A 15297-nucleotide genomic window follows, 5' to 3' on the forward strand; every position below is an offset into this window, starting at 1 on the left:
ATGTTCCAATAATGTATACGAGGACGAAAGGATACAGGTTTCATTACAATCCTGTAAGCCATAATAGAAGAAGTTGAAGAGAATTGATAATCAATACAATTTGTTAATGATACGGAGGGCAAGCAATGAGATTTGATGAAGCTTATTCAGGAAATGTTTTTATAAAAAGTCATCCTACCTATGAGGATGCACAAGCCGTTATTTATGGCATGCCAATGGACTGGACAGTAAGTTACCGTCCAGGATCACGTTTCGGTCCTCAGCGTATCCGTGAGGTATCGATCGGTCTTGAAGAGTATAGCCCATATCTAGATCGCGAGCTTGAGGAAGTAAAGTACTTTGATGCTGGTGATATTCCACTACCTTTCGGGAATGCACAGCGCTCATTAGATGAAATCGAAAAATTTATTGAAACATTATTAGCAGATGGCAAGATTCCTGTCGGTATGGGTGGGGAGCATTTAGTGTCTTGGCCAGTTATGAAGGCTGTCTCTGCTAAATATGATGATCTTGCCATCATTCATTTTGATGCACATACCGATTTACGTGTGGAATATGAGGGAGAACCACTTTCTCACTCAACACCAATTCGTAAAATTGCGGAACATATTGGACCGAAAAATGTTTATTCTTTCGGCATTCGTTCAGGCATGAAAGAAGAATTTGAATGGGCAAAGGAAAACGGCATGCACATTTCAAAATTTGAAGTGCTTGAGCCGTTAAAAGAGGTTTTACCAACATTAGCTGGGCGCAATGTGTATGTAACGATTGATATTGACGTTTTAGATCCAGCACACGCTCCAGGCACTGGTACAGTAGATTGTGGTGGTATTACATCAAAAGAATTACTAGCTTCCATCCACGCGATAGCAGCTAGTGGTGTAAATGTTGTAGGCTTTGATCTAGTAGAAGTCGCACCTATCTATGATTCATCAGAAATGACGGCAAACACAGCTTCTAAATTATTACGAGAAATGATTTTAGGCTGGGTAAAATAAGTAAGGCATTGAAAACAGATTGATTGGATGGGGTTAGCTATAGGCTTGCCCCATTTTGTATTTTCTATTGAAATGAAGAATAGCTATACGTCATAAATTTGAAACTTATTTTACGTAGTTGCGTAGATAAGTTAAGTAATAGTTTCTATTTTATAGAAGAGAGAAAAATTGATGAAACAACTGTCATCTATTGGTCAGTAGAATGTATGGTTCTTTAATTTAATTAGTGATAGGAAGGAGGAGTATTATGATTTGGTCACTTCTCATCAATGATTTATTCATCTTTGTCAGTACAATGGAATACTTTTGGCTATTAGCTTCTTTGGTTTTAACTGTGCTAAGTGTTCATTTGCATCTGTATCTGGTTAATAAAATAACAGTTCAAGAAGTAAAGGACGAAGCGTTTGAAGTTGACTATAATATCACGAATACTTGGACTCCACCTATGCTAACGTGGTTTGTTCTATGTATTAGGACGTCGGAAAACAGTGAGGAAGAAAGTGTATCTCCTAGTTTCATGTAAACTTTTAAACTAGGAGGAATATTATTGTTAACCTTTTTAGCACAACCGATTATTTACTTTATTCATTTCATCCATTCATTTACAGGTAGCTATGCAGTGAGTGTCATTGGCATTACGATTGCAGTAAGATTAATTCTAATGCCGCTATTTATTCAATCTGCAAAACATCAAAAGCGCTCGAAAGAACTAATGTCAGCCATTAAGCCTGAACTAGATGCGCTTACCACTAAATATAAGAACAGTCAAAATGAATCTGAAAAAATAATAGTACAACAAAAAATGCAAGCATTAACGTCAGATTCATTGAAAAGTTCTTTATTAGGCTGTTTACCTATTATTGTTCAATTGCCTGTATTATTTTCACTGTATTACGCGATTAAGTTAGATACCGTCATCGCAAGTGAAAATTTCCTATGGATGAATTTAGGTACGATAGATATTGGCATTTCGATTATTGCTTGTTTGATTTATTTGATGCAAAGTGTTTTCTTCTTAGAGAAAAGCCAACCACTTAATATGAAGATTATGGTGTTCATTAATCCAATCATGATCCTCATTTTTAGTTTGTTCAATCCAGCGATTATCCCTATCTATTGGACAGTTAGTGCTATATTATTAATAGTTCAACAATTAATCATTAAAAAATGGTATAGATAAAATGAAACTTCTCTCTTTCGATTATGTAAAGAGAGGAGTTTTTATTTATTCTCCATCTATATTTGTGAGATGCTTTACATGACTTCTATCTTGAAAAAACAGGAGTATTCATCCTATAATAAAAAGGTTATAGTAAAAGACTAAAAGGGAGCGTCCATTATGGCGAACGAAATAAGATCGCAAGTGAACATTAAGCTCATTTCTACAATTCGTCCAAGTGATGGAGAGTCCGAAAGTTATGAAATGTGGCTCAAAGGGCAGCTACTTAAAAAAGCAGGAAGCTTATATTTGAAATATGATGAGGTGCAGGAGGATAAAACTATCCGCACAACAATGAAGTTAGGACATGAGAAAGCGCTAATTATGCGTGCTGGCTCGGTCAATATGCGCTTACCACTTAACATAATTGAGCAACAAAAAGGGCATTATGAGAGTGAGTTTGGTTCCATGCCACTCATTATTGACACGAAAAAAATGACCTTTACGAAACAGGCATTAAGCGGAGATTTCCATGTACAGTACGATTTACTAATGGGTGGGCAATCCGTTGGCAACTATACATTAGATATTACATTTACGGAGGTACAATGATGAACGCAGTAGAACAAGTACAACAGGCTATAAAAGCAGCAATAGCTCAGGCTGTTGAAAAGGCAGGCTTAGTTGAGGCTGGTACAGAATTATCGATTCACTTGGAATCACCAAAGGATAAAGCAAATGGGGACTATGCAACAAACATTGCAATGCAATTAACGAAATTAGCTAAAAAACCACCTCGTGCTATTGCGGAAGCTATTTTAGAAAATCTTGAAACAGCAGGTACAGATATTGAAAAGATCGACATTGCTGGTCCTGGCTTCATGAATATCACAGTACGTAAAGATTTCCTAACTGGGGTAATTACACAGGCTCTTGAACAAGGTACTGACTACGGCCGTTCAAATGCTGGTGCTGGGGAAAAGATTCAAGTGGAGTTTGTTTCAGCAAATCCTACAGGAGACCTTCATCTAGGACATGCACGTGGAGCTTCTGTTGGAGATTCATTATGTAATGTATTAGATCTGGCTGGTTACAGCGTCTCTCGTGAATATTATATTAATGATGCGGGCAATCAAATTAATAACCTAGCTTACTCATTAGAAGCACGCTATAAACAAGCACTAGGTATGGAAGCGGAGATGCCAGAAGACGGCTATCATGGGCAAGATATTATTGATATTGCGGGTAAATTAGCGGAGGAGCATGGTGAAACTATTTTAGCAAAATCAGAGGATGAACGTTTTGCATTCTTCCGTCAACACGGTTTAGCCTTAGAATTAGATAAATTAAAAACAGACTTAGCAAACTTCCGCGTGAACTTTGATGTCTGGTATTCTGAAACGTCTCTATATGAAAACGGTAAAATCGAAGTAGCGTTAGATAAATTAAAATCAAATGGTCATGTCTTTGAAGAAGATGGTGCTACTTGGTTCCGCTCTACAACATTTGGTGATGATAAAGACCGTGTGTTAATTAAAAATGATGGTTCGTTCACATACTTAACGCCAGATATTGCTTACCACGAAGACAAAATTGTCCGTGGTTTCGATAAATTAATCAATATTTGGGGAGCTGACCACCACGGTTATATTCCACGTATGAAAGCAGCTATTCAGGCCCTTGGCTATGATCGTGATACATTAGAAGTAGAAGTTATTCAAATGGTTCAGCTTTATAAAAACGGTGAAAAATTCAAAATGTCTAAACGGACAGGGAACGCGGTAACAATGCGTGAGCTTGTAGAAGAGGTTGGCCTTGATGCAGTACGATACTTCTTCGTGAAAACTGCAGGCGATTCTCATATGGACTTTGACCTTGATCTTGCTGTATCACAATCCAATGAAAACCCAGTGTACTATGCACAATATGCACATGCTCGTATTTCATCTATTTTACGCTCGGCAAATGAGCAAGGATTTGCTGCAGCAACAGATCATCTTAATCTGTTAACAGCAGAAAAAGAAATTGATTTACTGAAAAAGATTGGCGATTTCCCGAGAGTGGTAGCAGAAGCGGCGAAACACCGTACACCACACCGAATCGCTAACTATATTCAAGAGACAGCAGCAACATTCCATAGCTTCTACAATGCAGAAAAAGTATTGGATGCTTCCAACAAGGAGTTAACAGAGGCTCGTTTAGCATTAATTACAGCTGTACGCACAACAATTGCTAATGCACTACGTTTAATCGGCGTATCTGCACCAGAAAAAATGTAATACTTTTTAAGCCCCTAACATGACGAATGTTAGGGGTTTTTTAGTGGCTAGAAGGCCAAAAATGGGCGATAACATTCTAAAAGTGGTTGATAAAACAGTAAATGTGAAAGATAAAAAGGCACAAGGAACGGATAGCACTAAAAATTAGCTGTTTCAAACTTAATTTTTCTGTTAATTTCGAAAATTTTGTTGAAGTTTACGTCAACGTCAATGATATACTGTTGACAATAAGGAAAGGGGAGATGATTTTGAAGACGATTCAGGAGGTAGCAAAGGAATTCAATGTGTCTACTCGCACAATTCGTTATTATGAGGAACTTGGTCTTCTTCGTCCCGATCGCTCATCTACCAATCAACGAACCTTTTCAAAAAAAGAATTGGCGAAGCTCAAGCTTATTTTCAGAGGCAAGCGTTACGGGTTCTCACTGGAGGAAATCAAAGAGATGGTTTTACTTTTTGATTTTGATCGCTCAGGTATTCAGCAATTAGAGCGAACAGTAGAGTATGGAGAACAAAAAATTCAAGAGATTGAGAGTAAAATTGCTGAGCTGACGCAAATGAAACAGGAATTACAGCAAATGCAAGGCATGTTTAGTGAAAAATTAGCTACTTTAAAGGGAGAGATGCATGATGAATAGTTCCAGTTTGTTAGCACGAAATGCCCGTAAGTATCCAAAAAATGAAGCCATTATTTGTCATGGCAGAAGAGTGACCTATCGTGATTTAGATGAACAAGTAACACGTTTTAGTCATGCTTTGCTAGAGCAAGGAGTAAGTCAGGATGATAAGGTTTTAATCTTTATGCCGAACGTTTTAGAGTTTGTTGTAAGCTATTTTGCTATTCAGCGTATCGGGGCAATCGTTGTTCCAGTCAATGCGAAATTTACATTGCAGGAAGTAGAGTATGTGGCACAGCATGCCGAAGCGAAGGCGATTGTTGTTCATGAGGCGATTTTTGCCGCAGTGGAACAACTAGCTGCTGTACCATTAAAAATTAAAACCGGCCAAGAAAAAGCAGGTTGGCAGCATTACGAAACAATGCTTCAAAATGCGAGCACACAAACAATTGATTGCCAGCTACAAGAAGATGACCCTTCGACTATTTTGTATACATCTGGTACGACAGGAAAACCAAAGGGTGTGTTATTTAGCTACCGTAATATTTTAACAGTGGCACAAATGATTGCTGTTGAAATGGAAGTGAAACCTGAAAGCCGTATATTGCTCATGATGCCATTAACTCATTCAGCACCATTGCATTTATTTTTAATGGCGGGCGTATTTGTAGGGTCAACAAGCGTATTAACACCAATCTTTACACCAGACCTTTTTATCGATGCCATTGAGCAGGAAAAAACGACGCATTTCTTTGGAGCGCCTGTTGCTTATTTATTAACGGCTCAGATGCCGAGGCTACAAACGGCTGATTTGTCTTCCATGAAGTGGTGGGTATATGGTGGAGCACCATTATCTCAAAATGAGGTTCGCTTCATTCAACAGGCATTCCGAACAACTAATTTAACCTGTGTTTATGGATTAACAGAGGCGGGTCCGAGTGGCTCACTGTTATTTGGCAAGGAGCATGAAACGAAGGCTGGGAGTATTGGCCAACGGGCGCCACTTGGCACAGAGCTTCGTATTGTCAATGACAATGGAGAAGATGTAAATGTGGGCGAAGTAGGAGAAATTGTCTTATTTGGTGAGGGTAATATGCTTGGCTACTTCAAGGATGAAATAGCAACCAAGGCTGCTTACATTGATGGGTGGTTAAAAACAGGAGATCTGGCTCGGATGGATGAGGACGGCTTTATTTGGATTGTGGATCGCAAAAAAGATGTCATTATTTCAGGTGGTGTCAATATTTATCCGAAGGAAATTGAAGATTGCCTATTAAGCTTTGAAGGGATATTTGAAGTTGCTGTCATTGGTATACCACATCCGCAATGGGGGGAAACCGTGAAGGCTGTATATGCTACGAAACAAGACATAGATGAGGATGCATTGAAAGCTTATTTAGAGGAACGGCTTGCGAAGTATAAACTACCACGTATTTTCGAAAAAGTGGAAGCGCTACCACGCAATGCTTCAGGCAAAATTTTAAAACAATCCTTGAAAGGACAAGAGGTGAGATAGCATGAAGGTTTTACAGCAGGAAGAAATGCGTGCAACAAACTTTTTTACAGAGGAAGAAACGCTTCAAAAAGTGTTAGAAATGATGTTAGATAAAGAGTTTTTGTCTTATGCACACAGAGAACTGACAGATTTCGGTGAGTTATGTGCAGGTGATATTGACGTAAGGGCAAAACATACTGATCGGCAGGGAGAGCCCCGCCTTGAACGGTATAATGCTTATGGAGAAGAGGTATCAGAGGTTTGGGTGAATGACGGTTACAAAAAAACAATTGAAGAGACATATAATACGGGAATTGTTGGCTATGTGCACAAAGAAATTCCACAGTTAGGTCACAAAGGGAATTATGTCTATAGCTTTGCACAAGGTTATTTACTATCTCATGCAGAGCCCGGTTTTTATTGTCCCGTGACTTTGACGATGGCTACGGCTTATCTATTAGATCATTATGCTGATGAGGATGTAAAGCAGCGTTTCTTGCCACATGTTTGTGCAACAGGAGAGACGGAGCTATACGAAGGGGCAACATTTTTAACAGAACGTCAAGGAGGGTCAGACGTTGGGGCGAATGTTGTGGAGGCCAGAAAAGTAGGCAATGAGTACCGTCTCTATGGAGAAAAATACTTCGCATCCAATGCAGGTATGTGTGGCGTAGCAATGGTGTTGGCACGTTTAGAAGGCGCACAAGCAGGCTCTAAAGGGTTAACATTATTTGCAGTTCCATGGAATAATGAAGATGGTACGGCTAATCATCTTCGTATTCGTCGATTGAAAGATAAATTAGGCGTTCGAGCAGTCCCATCGGGCGAGGTAGAGTTTGATGGTGCCCTTGCTTATATTGTAGGGGAACAAAATAAAGGGATTTATTACATGCTAGAAGCACTAAATCTTTCAAGAATTTGTAATGCAGTCGCATCGATTGGTATTATGCGCCGAGGCTTTTTAGAGGCAAAGCATTATGTGACCAATCGATATGCTTTTGGCAAGCCCTTAACACAATACCCAATGATCCAGGATACATTAGGGAAGTTTGCTGCTAAGCTGCATGTGGAAGTAGCGACAGTATTTGATCTTATTCAATTATACGATAAAGTGACAAGTGGGCAGGGAACACAACAAGATCTTATTATGAATCGTTTATATATTGCCATTATGAAAAAGGAAACGGCAGAGCAAGCCGTTCATTATGCTAGTGAAGCGATTGAATTACATGGTGGTAATGGCTATATTGAAGACTTTGTGACACCACGCTTACTAAGGGATGCACAAGTATTGACGGTATGGGAGGGAACGGCAAATATTTTGGCTTTAGAACTTATTCGTTTAGTGGATAAATTCCATGCACATGAACTGTTTGTCCGTGAAATGGAGACAAGGCTAGAGAAGCTAGCGGATAGTCCACTAGTGCAAATTGTGGAAGAGCAGTTGGTAAATCTTGCGGCTACATTACAAAGTTTTAGCGCTTTAGATGAAGCAACTAAAACTTTTGAAGCAAAAGATATAGCGAAAAAGATGGCCCATCTTTATGAAAGTGTTGTAGCGGTGGAATGGGCACTAAAATTTGGCGGGAAGTACGAAAAGCTAGCGGATATCTATTTAGAGCAAACGTGGTCATTGCGACAAATAGGTGCACAAATGAAAACCGTACAATATTTTTCTGAAATTGTATAATTGCCAAGGAGTCGTCTGGAATGGAGGCGACTTCTTTTATTTTCATGTATAATGAAATCAACTGAATATTATAAAGGTTCTTTACTTAAGTAAAGTGAAAAGGGAAGTCGGTGTAATTCCGATGCGGTCCCGCCACTGTAAGTGTGAGTTTTTTCAAATAATGCCACTGAAGATTTCGGGAAGGCTTGAAAAACGCAATAAGCACGAGCCAGGAGACCTGCCTTTATAGTATAGACATGACAGCCTACGAGGATAGGGTGGTGGATTTTGTATCAGTTTTTTGGTGCGATTTTGACCCCTCATCATTCGAAGATGAGGGGTCTTATTTTGATGGAGAAAATATTTCTAACCAATTGACGCACGGATCAACAAAGGAGGATTCACATGAAGAAATTTTGGAAAATAGGATTATCAGCATTTTTAGCAGTAGGTTTGTTAGCAGCATGCGGGCAAGAAGCCAAAAATGACAAGTCAGTAGCTACGGAGCAGCAAACACAGCAAGAGACTCCACAGGTGGATGAAGCAACATTCCCAATGACCATAACAGATGCCATTGGCAAGGATGTTACACTTGAAGCACCGCCTGAAAAAATTGTTTCTCTTATTCCAAGTAACACAGAGATATTATTTGAACTTGGTTTAAATGATGAAATAGTTGGGGTGACAGACAATGATGATTATCCACCAGAAGTCGCTGAAAAGGATAAAGTTGGGGGCATGGAGTACAATATTGAAAAAATTATTGCCTTAAAGCCAGATATCGTGTTTTCGCATGAATCTAGCATGTCCCTTTCAGAAGCGGTGATTGAACAGCTTGAGTCAGCAGGTTTGAAAGTATTTGTCGTAAAAAATGCACAAGACTTTAATGAAACTTACACAACGATTGAGCTACTTGGTCGTGCAACAGGGAAATTACCAGAGGCTGAAAAAATCATTGCTAATATGAAGGAAAAAGTGGAAGATGTCCTGACAAAAGTAAAGGATGTCGAACCCAAAAAAGTGCTAGTCGAAGCATCGGATGAACCTACTATTTATACGGCGGGTAATGGCACATTTATGAATGCTATGCTGGACATGATTCATGCAGAAAACGTAGCGGCAGATGCGAAGGATTGGTATGAAATTAGTTCAGAACAAATTATTGCGAAAAACCCAGATGTCATCGTTGTGACATATCATTATGTACCAGATATTTTAACAAAAATACCACAACGTGCTGGTTTCGATACTGTTAATGCCGTGAAAAATAAGGCAATCGTTCAAGTAGATGAAAGCACAACAAGTCGTCAAGGTCCCCGTTTAGGAGAAGGTCTTGAAGAATTAGCAAAAGCTATTTATCCAGAGGTATTTAAGTGAAAAAAATAGCACTAGCCTATGTACTAACATGTACGCTTCTTGTCATTAGTATCTGGTGTGGCGTAGCGATAGGCTCAGTTCATATTCCGTTAGAAGTTTTATGGAATCAAGCAGTTGATGAAACAGCTGCTAATATCTTTTGGAAAATCCGTCTGCCACGCGTGTTGTTAGCGGGACTAGTGGGAGCTTCTTTGGCCATTGCTGGAGCAGCCTTCCAAGGGTTGTTAAAAAACCCATTGGCAGATCCATATACATTAGGCGTCTCGTCGGGGGCATCTGTTGGTGCTGTTATTACGATTTTTTTTAGTATATCTATACCGGTCGTAGGTTTGTATGCCCTACCCACTTTTAGTATGATAGGCGCAATCATCACGATGGTAGTTGTCATGAGCTTTGCTAGAATGGTAGACCGTTCATTGAAGATGGAAACGTTAATTTTAACAGGTGTTATTTTTAGCTCATTTCTAGGTTCTCTCATTTCATTAATGATCGCTTTATCTGGAGAAGAGCTACGCCAAGTAATTGGCTGGTTACTAGGTTCTGTGTCAATGCGTGGATGGCCATATGTCCAAATGATCACGCCATTTGTTATTGTTGGTTCCATTATGCTTTGGACGCAAAGACGAGAGCTAAATGTTTTGTTATATGGTGAAGAGCGCGCGAAGCATTTAGGTGTCAATGTAAAACGTAGTAAGTATTTGATTTTAGCGGGTGGCTCCATGTTAACGGGAGCTGCTGTAGCGGTTTCTGGCACAATTGGCTTTGTAGGATTAGTTGTACCGCATATGACAAGGATGATTTGGGGTTCTGACCACCGTCATTTATTGCCATTATCGTTTTTCAATGGCGCAACTTTACTCATTGTTTGCGATTTAGTAGCACGAACAATTATTGTGCCAAGAGAGCTACCTATTGGTGTTATTACGGCGTTTATTGGTGCACCTGTTTTCTCCTATATTTTTTATAAGCAACGAAGAAGTAAGGGGGTACGGGCATGATTATTGTCGAACATCTATCGGGTGGTTATGAAGATGTACCAATCGTCAAGGACATTAGTTTTACTGTGGAAAAAGGGAAAATTCTAGGTATTCTAGGACCGAATGGTAGTGGGAAATCCACATTATTAAAGGTAATGAGTGGGATATTACCAGCTACTGCTGGAACAATCACAATTGATGGACAAAATATCCTTTCTTATAATGCCCGTGCTTTGGCGCAAAAGATGGCTGTACTACCACAGCTTCATGCAAATGCTTTCTCAAACAGTGTAAGGGAGGCCATTTCACTAGGGCGCTACCCCCATCAAACAGGTTTTTTCTCAAGTTGGTCTGAACGGGATGAACAGGCTGTTCAGCATGCCATGCTGCAAACGGGTGTGAAACGCTATGAGCACACCCCGTTAGAATTTTTATCGGGTGGTGAACAACAAAGAGTATTTGTTGCCCAGGCATTAGCGCAAACAGCAGAAATTCTACTGCTGGATGAGCCAACCAATCATCTAGACATTGCACATCAACGGCAAATCTTAGATATGGTCAGGAAGGAAGCTGTGGAGTGTGGTTTAACGGTCGTTATGGTACTACATGATATGAATTTAGCCTCTCTCTATTGTGATGAATTATTGCTTATGGAGGGTGGGCAAATGAGAGCACTTGGAGTACCGCATGAAGTATTAATAGCCTCCCAAATTGAAGAAGTTTATCAAGCACGAGTGGCTACATATGCCCATCCTGAAATACCAAAACCTCAAATTACAATGATGCCCGCAACAACTGATTACCAGCAGCGAGCTGTCATCAAAAAAGACCATTTCATGATAACGGAACACTATATTCAACTTCAATCAGAGATTCCGTTAAAAACAGTGTCCTCTGCTGTTCATAACCCAGGTATTGGCTGGCATAATTGCTTATTAAATCGCTCTGTACCTGGCGATTATGTGATAAGTGATGTAAAAAGAGAAGTTAGTGAATTTTTGCAAAGAGAAAATTTTCCCCCTACAAGTACTGTTGTGATGCTGACAGCAGTGCCAACAGCTCTTGTCGCCATCAATGAATTTTCAGCGCCTTTTGGCAGTATGATAGTAGCTGTAACAGCTGGTGTGGGCAATGCGGTTGACGTATCACGTGTACACGAAAGACAGGATGATCCATATATTGGTACTATCAATACATGGATCATAATCAATGGCTGTTTATCGGAGGAGGCATTTTTCCAGGCACTGATGACAGCTACAGAGGCGAAAACAAAAGCTTTGCAATCAGAAGATATTCGTGACGAGCGTAGTGGAACTATTGCTACAGGAACTGCTACAGATAGTCTGTTAATTGCAGCAACTCAAAAAGGGGAAGAAATGCTGTATGGTGGCCCGATTACGGAAGTTGGTAAAATGATTGCCAAGGGTGTTTATGAAACAACAGTTCAGGCCATCAGAAATTATAAAAATCAGTTTTAGGAGATGAGAGAAATGAAGCTTTACACGAAAACAGGCGATACGGGGAAAACAAGTCTAATTGGCGGACGCGTTGATAAAGATAGCTTACGTGTTGAAACATACGGGGCGATTGATGAATTAAACTCTTTTATCGGGAAGGCAGTAAGTGAATTAGATCAAGCACTTTTTAAGGATATTTTAACAGATCTTGAAACAATTCAGCATGAACTATTCGATGCTGGTGGTGACCTTGCCAATGTGATGAAAGAACGCCACTATAAATTAACAGAGCAACCGATTGAAGTGCTGGAAGCTCGTATAGATGCTTTATCAGATGAGGCACCACCATTACAACGTTTTATTTTACCAGGTGGCGCACCAGCAGCTGCAACTTTACACATTGCTCGTACAGTTGCACGACGAGCAGAGCGTGAAATGGTGACACTTATGAAAGAAGTGGAGGACGTGCCGAAAGTTGTACAAAAATATTTAAATCGATTATCAGATTATTTATTTGCAGCCGCACGTGTTGTAAATGCTCGATTAAACGTAGCAGATATTGAATACATTCGCAGTGGCAATGTCTTCAAAAAATAAACTTGTTATGTGAATGTCGCAGCTTTTATTAATTAAATTTTAAAAAGAAAAGTAAAAAAATGCTACTTTGAATAAATTTCAGGGTGGCTTTTTTTCTTGTAAAGTGTAAGAATATAAAATTATCAGAAATATTTCCGTTTTATGTTGACTGAATGCTCACTCATTTATTAGAATAGGAATATATTGATATAGTGACGCACATTTCCGTATGAACTAGCAAATTTGCCGCAAAGAGAGAAAATTACGACAAACTAAAGGGGGGACCAACCATGAGTCCATTATTAATTGCTAACATAGTCTTAACAGTCGTGGTTGTGCTTTATGCAGTAGGATTGTTCTTCTATCTGTTGAAAACACGCTATAAGTATGTGCAATTGGGGAAAAAGGTTGAGTTTGATGAAAGTGTTAAAGAGCGACTACGCTATATTATGGTCAATGTATTTGGTCAAAACAAGCTATTAAAGGATCCAAAGAGTGGATTAATTCACGTGATGTTTTTCTATGGATTTTTGATGGTTCAGTTAGGGGCCATTGATTTAATTTGGAAAGGACTAGCACCAGGATCACATCTGCCATTAGGTATTTTCTATGGTGTCTTTACGTTCTTCCAAGAGCTTGTAGTTTTAATGATTTTAGTTGCGGTAGTGTGGGCATTTTACCGCCGCTATGTAGAAAAGCTAGTGCGTCTAAAAAGAGGATGGAAAAACGGTCTTGTATTAATTTTCATTGGTGGCTTAATGGTCTCAACATTAATCGCTAATGGTATGGGATTAATCTGGCATGGTGAGGGGTTAACTTATACGGAGCCTGTTGCTTCAAGCATTGCTGCTATATTTGGCTTCCTACCTGCATCAGTAGCTGCTGGAGTGTTTTATGTTATGTGGTGGGCACATCTTTTAATTCTATTAACATTCCTTGTGTATGTACCACAATCTAAGCATTTCCATTTAATTGTTAGCCCACTGAATGTTTACATGAATCGTTTAGATCGTGTGGGTACATTAACGCCTATCGATTTTGAGGCATTAGAAGAAGCAGGAGAAAATGCTGAAAGTGAAGAGGATATGCCTTCAATTGGAGTTGGACGCATACAAGACTTCACACAAAAGCAAATGCTCGATCTGTATTCTTGTGTGGAATGTGGACGTTGTACCAATATGTGTCCTGCAACTGGAACAGGAAAAATGCTGTCTCCAATGGATTTAATCGTGAAATTGCGTGATCATTTAACATTTACTGGTGCTGTTGTAACAAAGCAAAAGCCTTGGGTTCCTTATCAATTTTTTGCCAATACCAAGGGTAATCAGCTTGCGATGGCTGCTGGTGCTGAAGGCGCAGTAATTGAAGATATTTACAGCCCATCTTTAATTGGCGATGTGATTACAGAAGAAGAAATTTGGGCTTGTACGACTTGTCGAAACTGTGAGGATCAATGTCCAGTAATGAATGAGCATGTTGATAAAATCATCGACCTACGTCGCTATCTAACAATGACGGAAGGAAAAGTTAATCCTGATGCACAACGTGCCATGACAAATATCGAACGACAAGGGAATCCTTGGGGCTTAAACCGTAAAGAAAAAGAGAATTGGCGTGATCTTGATCCAACAATCCATATTCCAACAGTAAAAGAGTTAAAAAAATCTGGCGAAGAAATGGAATATCTATTCTGGGTTGGTTCGATGGGGGCATTCGATAATCGCTCTCAAAAAATTGCTTTAGCTTTCTGTCGTCTATTAAACGAAGCTGGTGTGAAGTTTGCGATCTTAGGAAATAAAGAGAAAAACTCTGGGGACACACCTCGTCGTTTAGGAAATGAATTTTTATTCCAAGAATTAGCTACAGCAAATATTGATGAGTTTGAGAAAAATGATGTGAAGAAAATAGTGACAATCGACCCTCATGCTTACAATATCTTTAAAAATGAATACCAAGACTTTGGCTGGAATGGCGAAGTGTATCATCATACTGAAATACTAAATCAGTTGATTGAGGAAAATCGTCTGGCACTCAATTATGAAGTTCATGAAACAATTGTTTTCCACGATTCCTGTTACTTAGGCCGTTACAATGATGTTTATGATGCGCCGAGAGAAATTCTACGTGGTATCCCGGGTGTGAAGCTTGTGGAAATGGAACGAAATCGCGAAACTGCTATGTGCTGTGGTGCAGGTGGTGGCTTAATGTGGATGGAAGAGCATGTTGGTAATCGCATTAATGTAGCTCGTACAGAGCAAGCTCTTGCTACTAATGCATCCGTTATTTCATCTGGCTGTCCTTATTGCTTAACAATGCTGGAGGATGGTACAAAGGCAAAAGAAGTGGAAGACTCTATTGGCACATTCGATGTAGCAGAATTACTAGAGCGTTCAGTGTTCGGTGAAAAAGTGAAGGCTGTTGATCCTTCATCTGAGGAAGCTGAAGAAGAAACATTAGAGGAAGTGGTAGCATCCGTAGAAAATGTTCAACAGGACGGGAATACGGAAGCGAACGCAGAAAAATGATCGCTATTGTAGAAATATTTTAGTTATCTGAAAAATATAAATTGCACAATAAAAAATTGTTTTGTAGAATAAGATTAAATGGAAATGGGAGTTGCAACTAACAAGCTCCCATTTTTCATCGATAGAAGTCGAGCGAGCGTTCAGTCAATGAAATGCTATACTACTTCA

At 39.4% G+C, this 15297-nt stretch carries 13 protein-coding genes and 1 riboswitch; all 13 genes read left to right on the forward strand.

What is annotated here, in order from left to right:
• The first annotated feature begins 125 nt into the window (after positions 1 to 125).
• Entirely contained in the window at positions 126 to 998 is an 873-nt protein-coding gene (gene speB / locus MHI04_RS02540) for an agmatinase (RefSeq protein WP_036121512.1), read from the forward strand.
• A gap of 247 nt (positions 999 to 1245) precedes the next feature.
• Positions 1246 to 1521 (forward strand): hypothetical protein, encoded by a 276-nt coding sequence (locus tag MHI04_RS02545; protein ID WP_340809894.1) that lies wholly within the window; start codon positions 1246 to 1248, stop codon positions 1519 to 1521.
• Between the two features lie 24 nt (positions 1522 to 1545).
• Positions 1546 to 2178, forward strand: a complete 633-nt coding sequence (gene yidC, locus MHI04_RS02550; protein WP_089933031.1) for a membrane protein insertase YidC — start codon at positions 1546 to 1548, stop codon at positions 2176 to 2178.
• Between the two features lie 159 nt (positions 2179 to 2337).
• Positions 2338 to 2769, forward strand: coding sequence for a DUF1934 domain-containing protein (locus tag MHI04_RS02555; RefSeq protein WP_342535322.1), 432 nt, complete (start codon positions 2338 to 2340; stop codon positions 2767 to 2769).
• Complete coding sequence (gene argS / locus MHI04_RS02560; protein ID WP_089933028.1) at positions 2769 to 4436, forward strand: arginine--tRNA ligase; 1668 nt, start codon at positions 2769 to 2771, stop codon at positions 4434 to 4436. Before MHI04_RS02555 ends, argS begins: the two co-directional genes overlap by 1 nt.
• A gap of 248 nt (positions 4437 to 4684) precedes the next feature.
• The gene (locus MHI04_RS02565; RefSeq protein ID WP_036121497.1) at positions 4685 to 5074 is read left to right on the forward strand and encodes a MerR family transcriptional regulator; all 390 of its coding nucleotides are present in this window, start codon (positions 4685 to 4687) and stop codon (positions 5072 to 5074) included.
• Entirely contained in the window at positions 5067 to 6569 is a 1503-nt protein-coding gene (locus MHI04_RS02570; RefSeq protein WP_089933026.1) for a long-chain-fatty-acid--CoA ligase, read from the forward strand. The genes MHI04_RS02565 and MHI04_RS02570 overlap by 8 nt, the downstream gene beginning before the upstream one ends.
• Before the next feature lies 1 nt (position 6570).
• Positions 6571 to 8238 (forward strand): acyl-CoA dehydrogenase family protein, encoded by a 1668-nt coding sequence (locus MHI04_RS02575; protein ID WP_342535323.1) that lies wholly within the window; start codon positions 6571 to 6573, stop codon positions 8236 to 8238.
• Between the two features lie 57 nt (positions 8239 to 8295).
• A riboswitch (cobalamin riboswitch) is annotated at positions 8296 to 8478 on the forward strand.
• A gap of 144 nt (positions 8479 to 8622) precedes the next feature.
• A complete protein-coding gene (locus MHI04_RS02580) occupies positions 8623 to 9594 on the forward strand; it encodes an ABC transporter substrate-binding protein (RefSeq protein ID WP_342535324.1) in 972 nt (323 codons plus the stop codon).
• Complete coding sequence (locus MHI04_RS02585) at positions 9591 to 10592, forward strand: iron ABC transporter permease (RefSeq protein ID WP_058844294.1); 1002 nt, start codon at positions 9591 to 9593, stop codon at positions 10590 to 10592. The genes MHI04_RS02580 and MHI04_RS02585 overlap by 4 nt, the downstream gene beginning before the upstream one ends.
• Positions 10589 to 12049, forward strand: coding sequence for an adenosylcobinamide amidohydrolase (locus MHI04_RS02590; RefSeq protein WP_342535325.1), 1461 nt, complete (start codon positions 10589 to 10591; stop codon positions 12047 to 12049). Before MHI04_RS02585 ends, MHI04_RS02590 begins: the two co-directional genes overlap by 4 nt.
• Before the next feature lie 12 nt (positions 12050 to 12061).
• Positions 12062 to 12625 (forward strand): cob(I)yrinic acid a,c-diamide adenosyltransferase, encoded by a 564-nt coding sequence (locus MHI04_RS02595; RefSeq protein ID WP_036121468.1) that lies wholly within the window; start codon positions 12062 to 12064, stop codon positions 12623 to 12625.
• Positions 12626 to 12894: 269 nt separating this feature from the next.
• The gene (locus MHI04_RS02600) at positions 12895 to 15129 is read left to right on the forward strand and encodes a heterodisulfide reductase-related iron-sulfur binding cluster (RefSeq protein WP_342535326.1); all 2235 of its coding nucleotides are present in this window, start codon (positions 12895 to 12897) and stop codon (positions 15127 to 15129) included.
• Positions 15130 to 15297 lie beyond the last annotated feature (168 nt).

The organism is Lysinibacillus sp. FSL K6-1151, from assembly GCF_038630755.1.
GTDB classification, from domain to species: domain Bacteria; phylum Bacillota; class Bacilli; order Bacillales_A; family Planococcaceae; genus Lysinibacillus; species Lysinibacillus fusiformis_D.

Coding starts and splice junctions, on each gene's coding strand:
- speB (WP_036121512.1), top strand. CDS start 126: ATGAGATTTGATGAAGCTTATTCAGGAAATGTTTTTATAAAAAGTCAT.
- MHI04_RS02545 (WP_340809894.1), top strand. CDS start 1,246: ATGATTTGGTCACTTCTCATCAATGATTTATTCATCTTTGTCAGTACA.
- MHI04_RS02555 (WP_342535322.1), top strand. CDS start 2,338: ATGGCGAACGAAATAAGATCGCAAGTGAACATTAAGCTCATTTCTACA.
- argS (WP_089933028.1), top strand. CDS start 2,769: ATGAACGCAGTAGAACAAGTACAACAGGCTATAAAAGCAGCAATAGCT.
- MHI04_RS02570 (WP_089933026.1), top strand. CDS start 5,067: ATGAATAGTTCCAGTTTGTTAGCACGAAATGCCCGTAAGTATCCAAAA.
- MHI04_RS02575 (WP_342535323.1), top strand. CDS start 6,571: ATGAAGGTTTTACAGCAGGAAGAAATGCGTGCAACAAACTTTTTTACA.
- MHI04_RS02580 (WP_342535324.1), top strand. CDS start 8,623: ATGAAGAAATTTTGGAAAATAGGATTATCAGCATTTTTAGCAGTAGGT.
- MHI04_RS02590 (WP_342535325.1), top strand. CDS start 10,589: ATGATTATTGTCGAACATCTATCGGGTGGTTATGAAGATGTACCAATC.
- MHI04_RS02595 (WP_036121468.1), top strand. CDS start 12,062: ATGAAGCTTTACACGAAAACAGGCGATACGGGGAAAACAAGTCTAATT.
- MHI04_RS02600 (WP_342535326.1), top strand. CDS start 12,895: ATGAGTCCATTATTAATTGCTAACATAGTCTTAACAGTCGTGGTTGTG.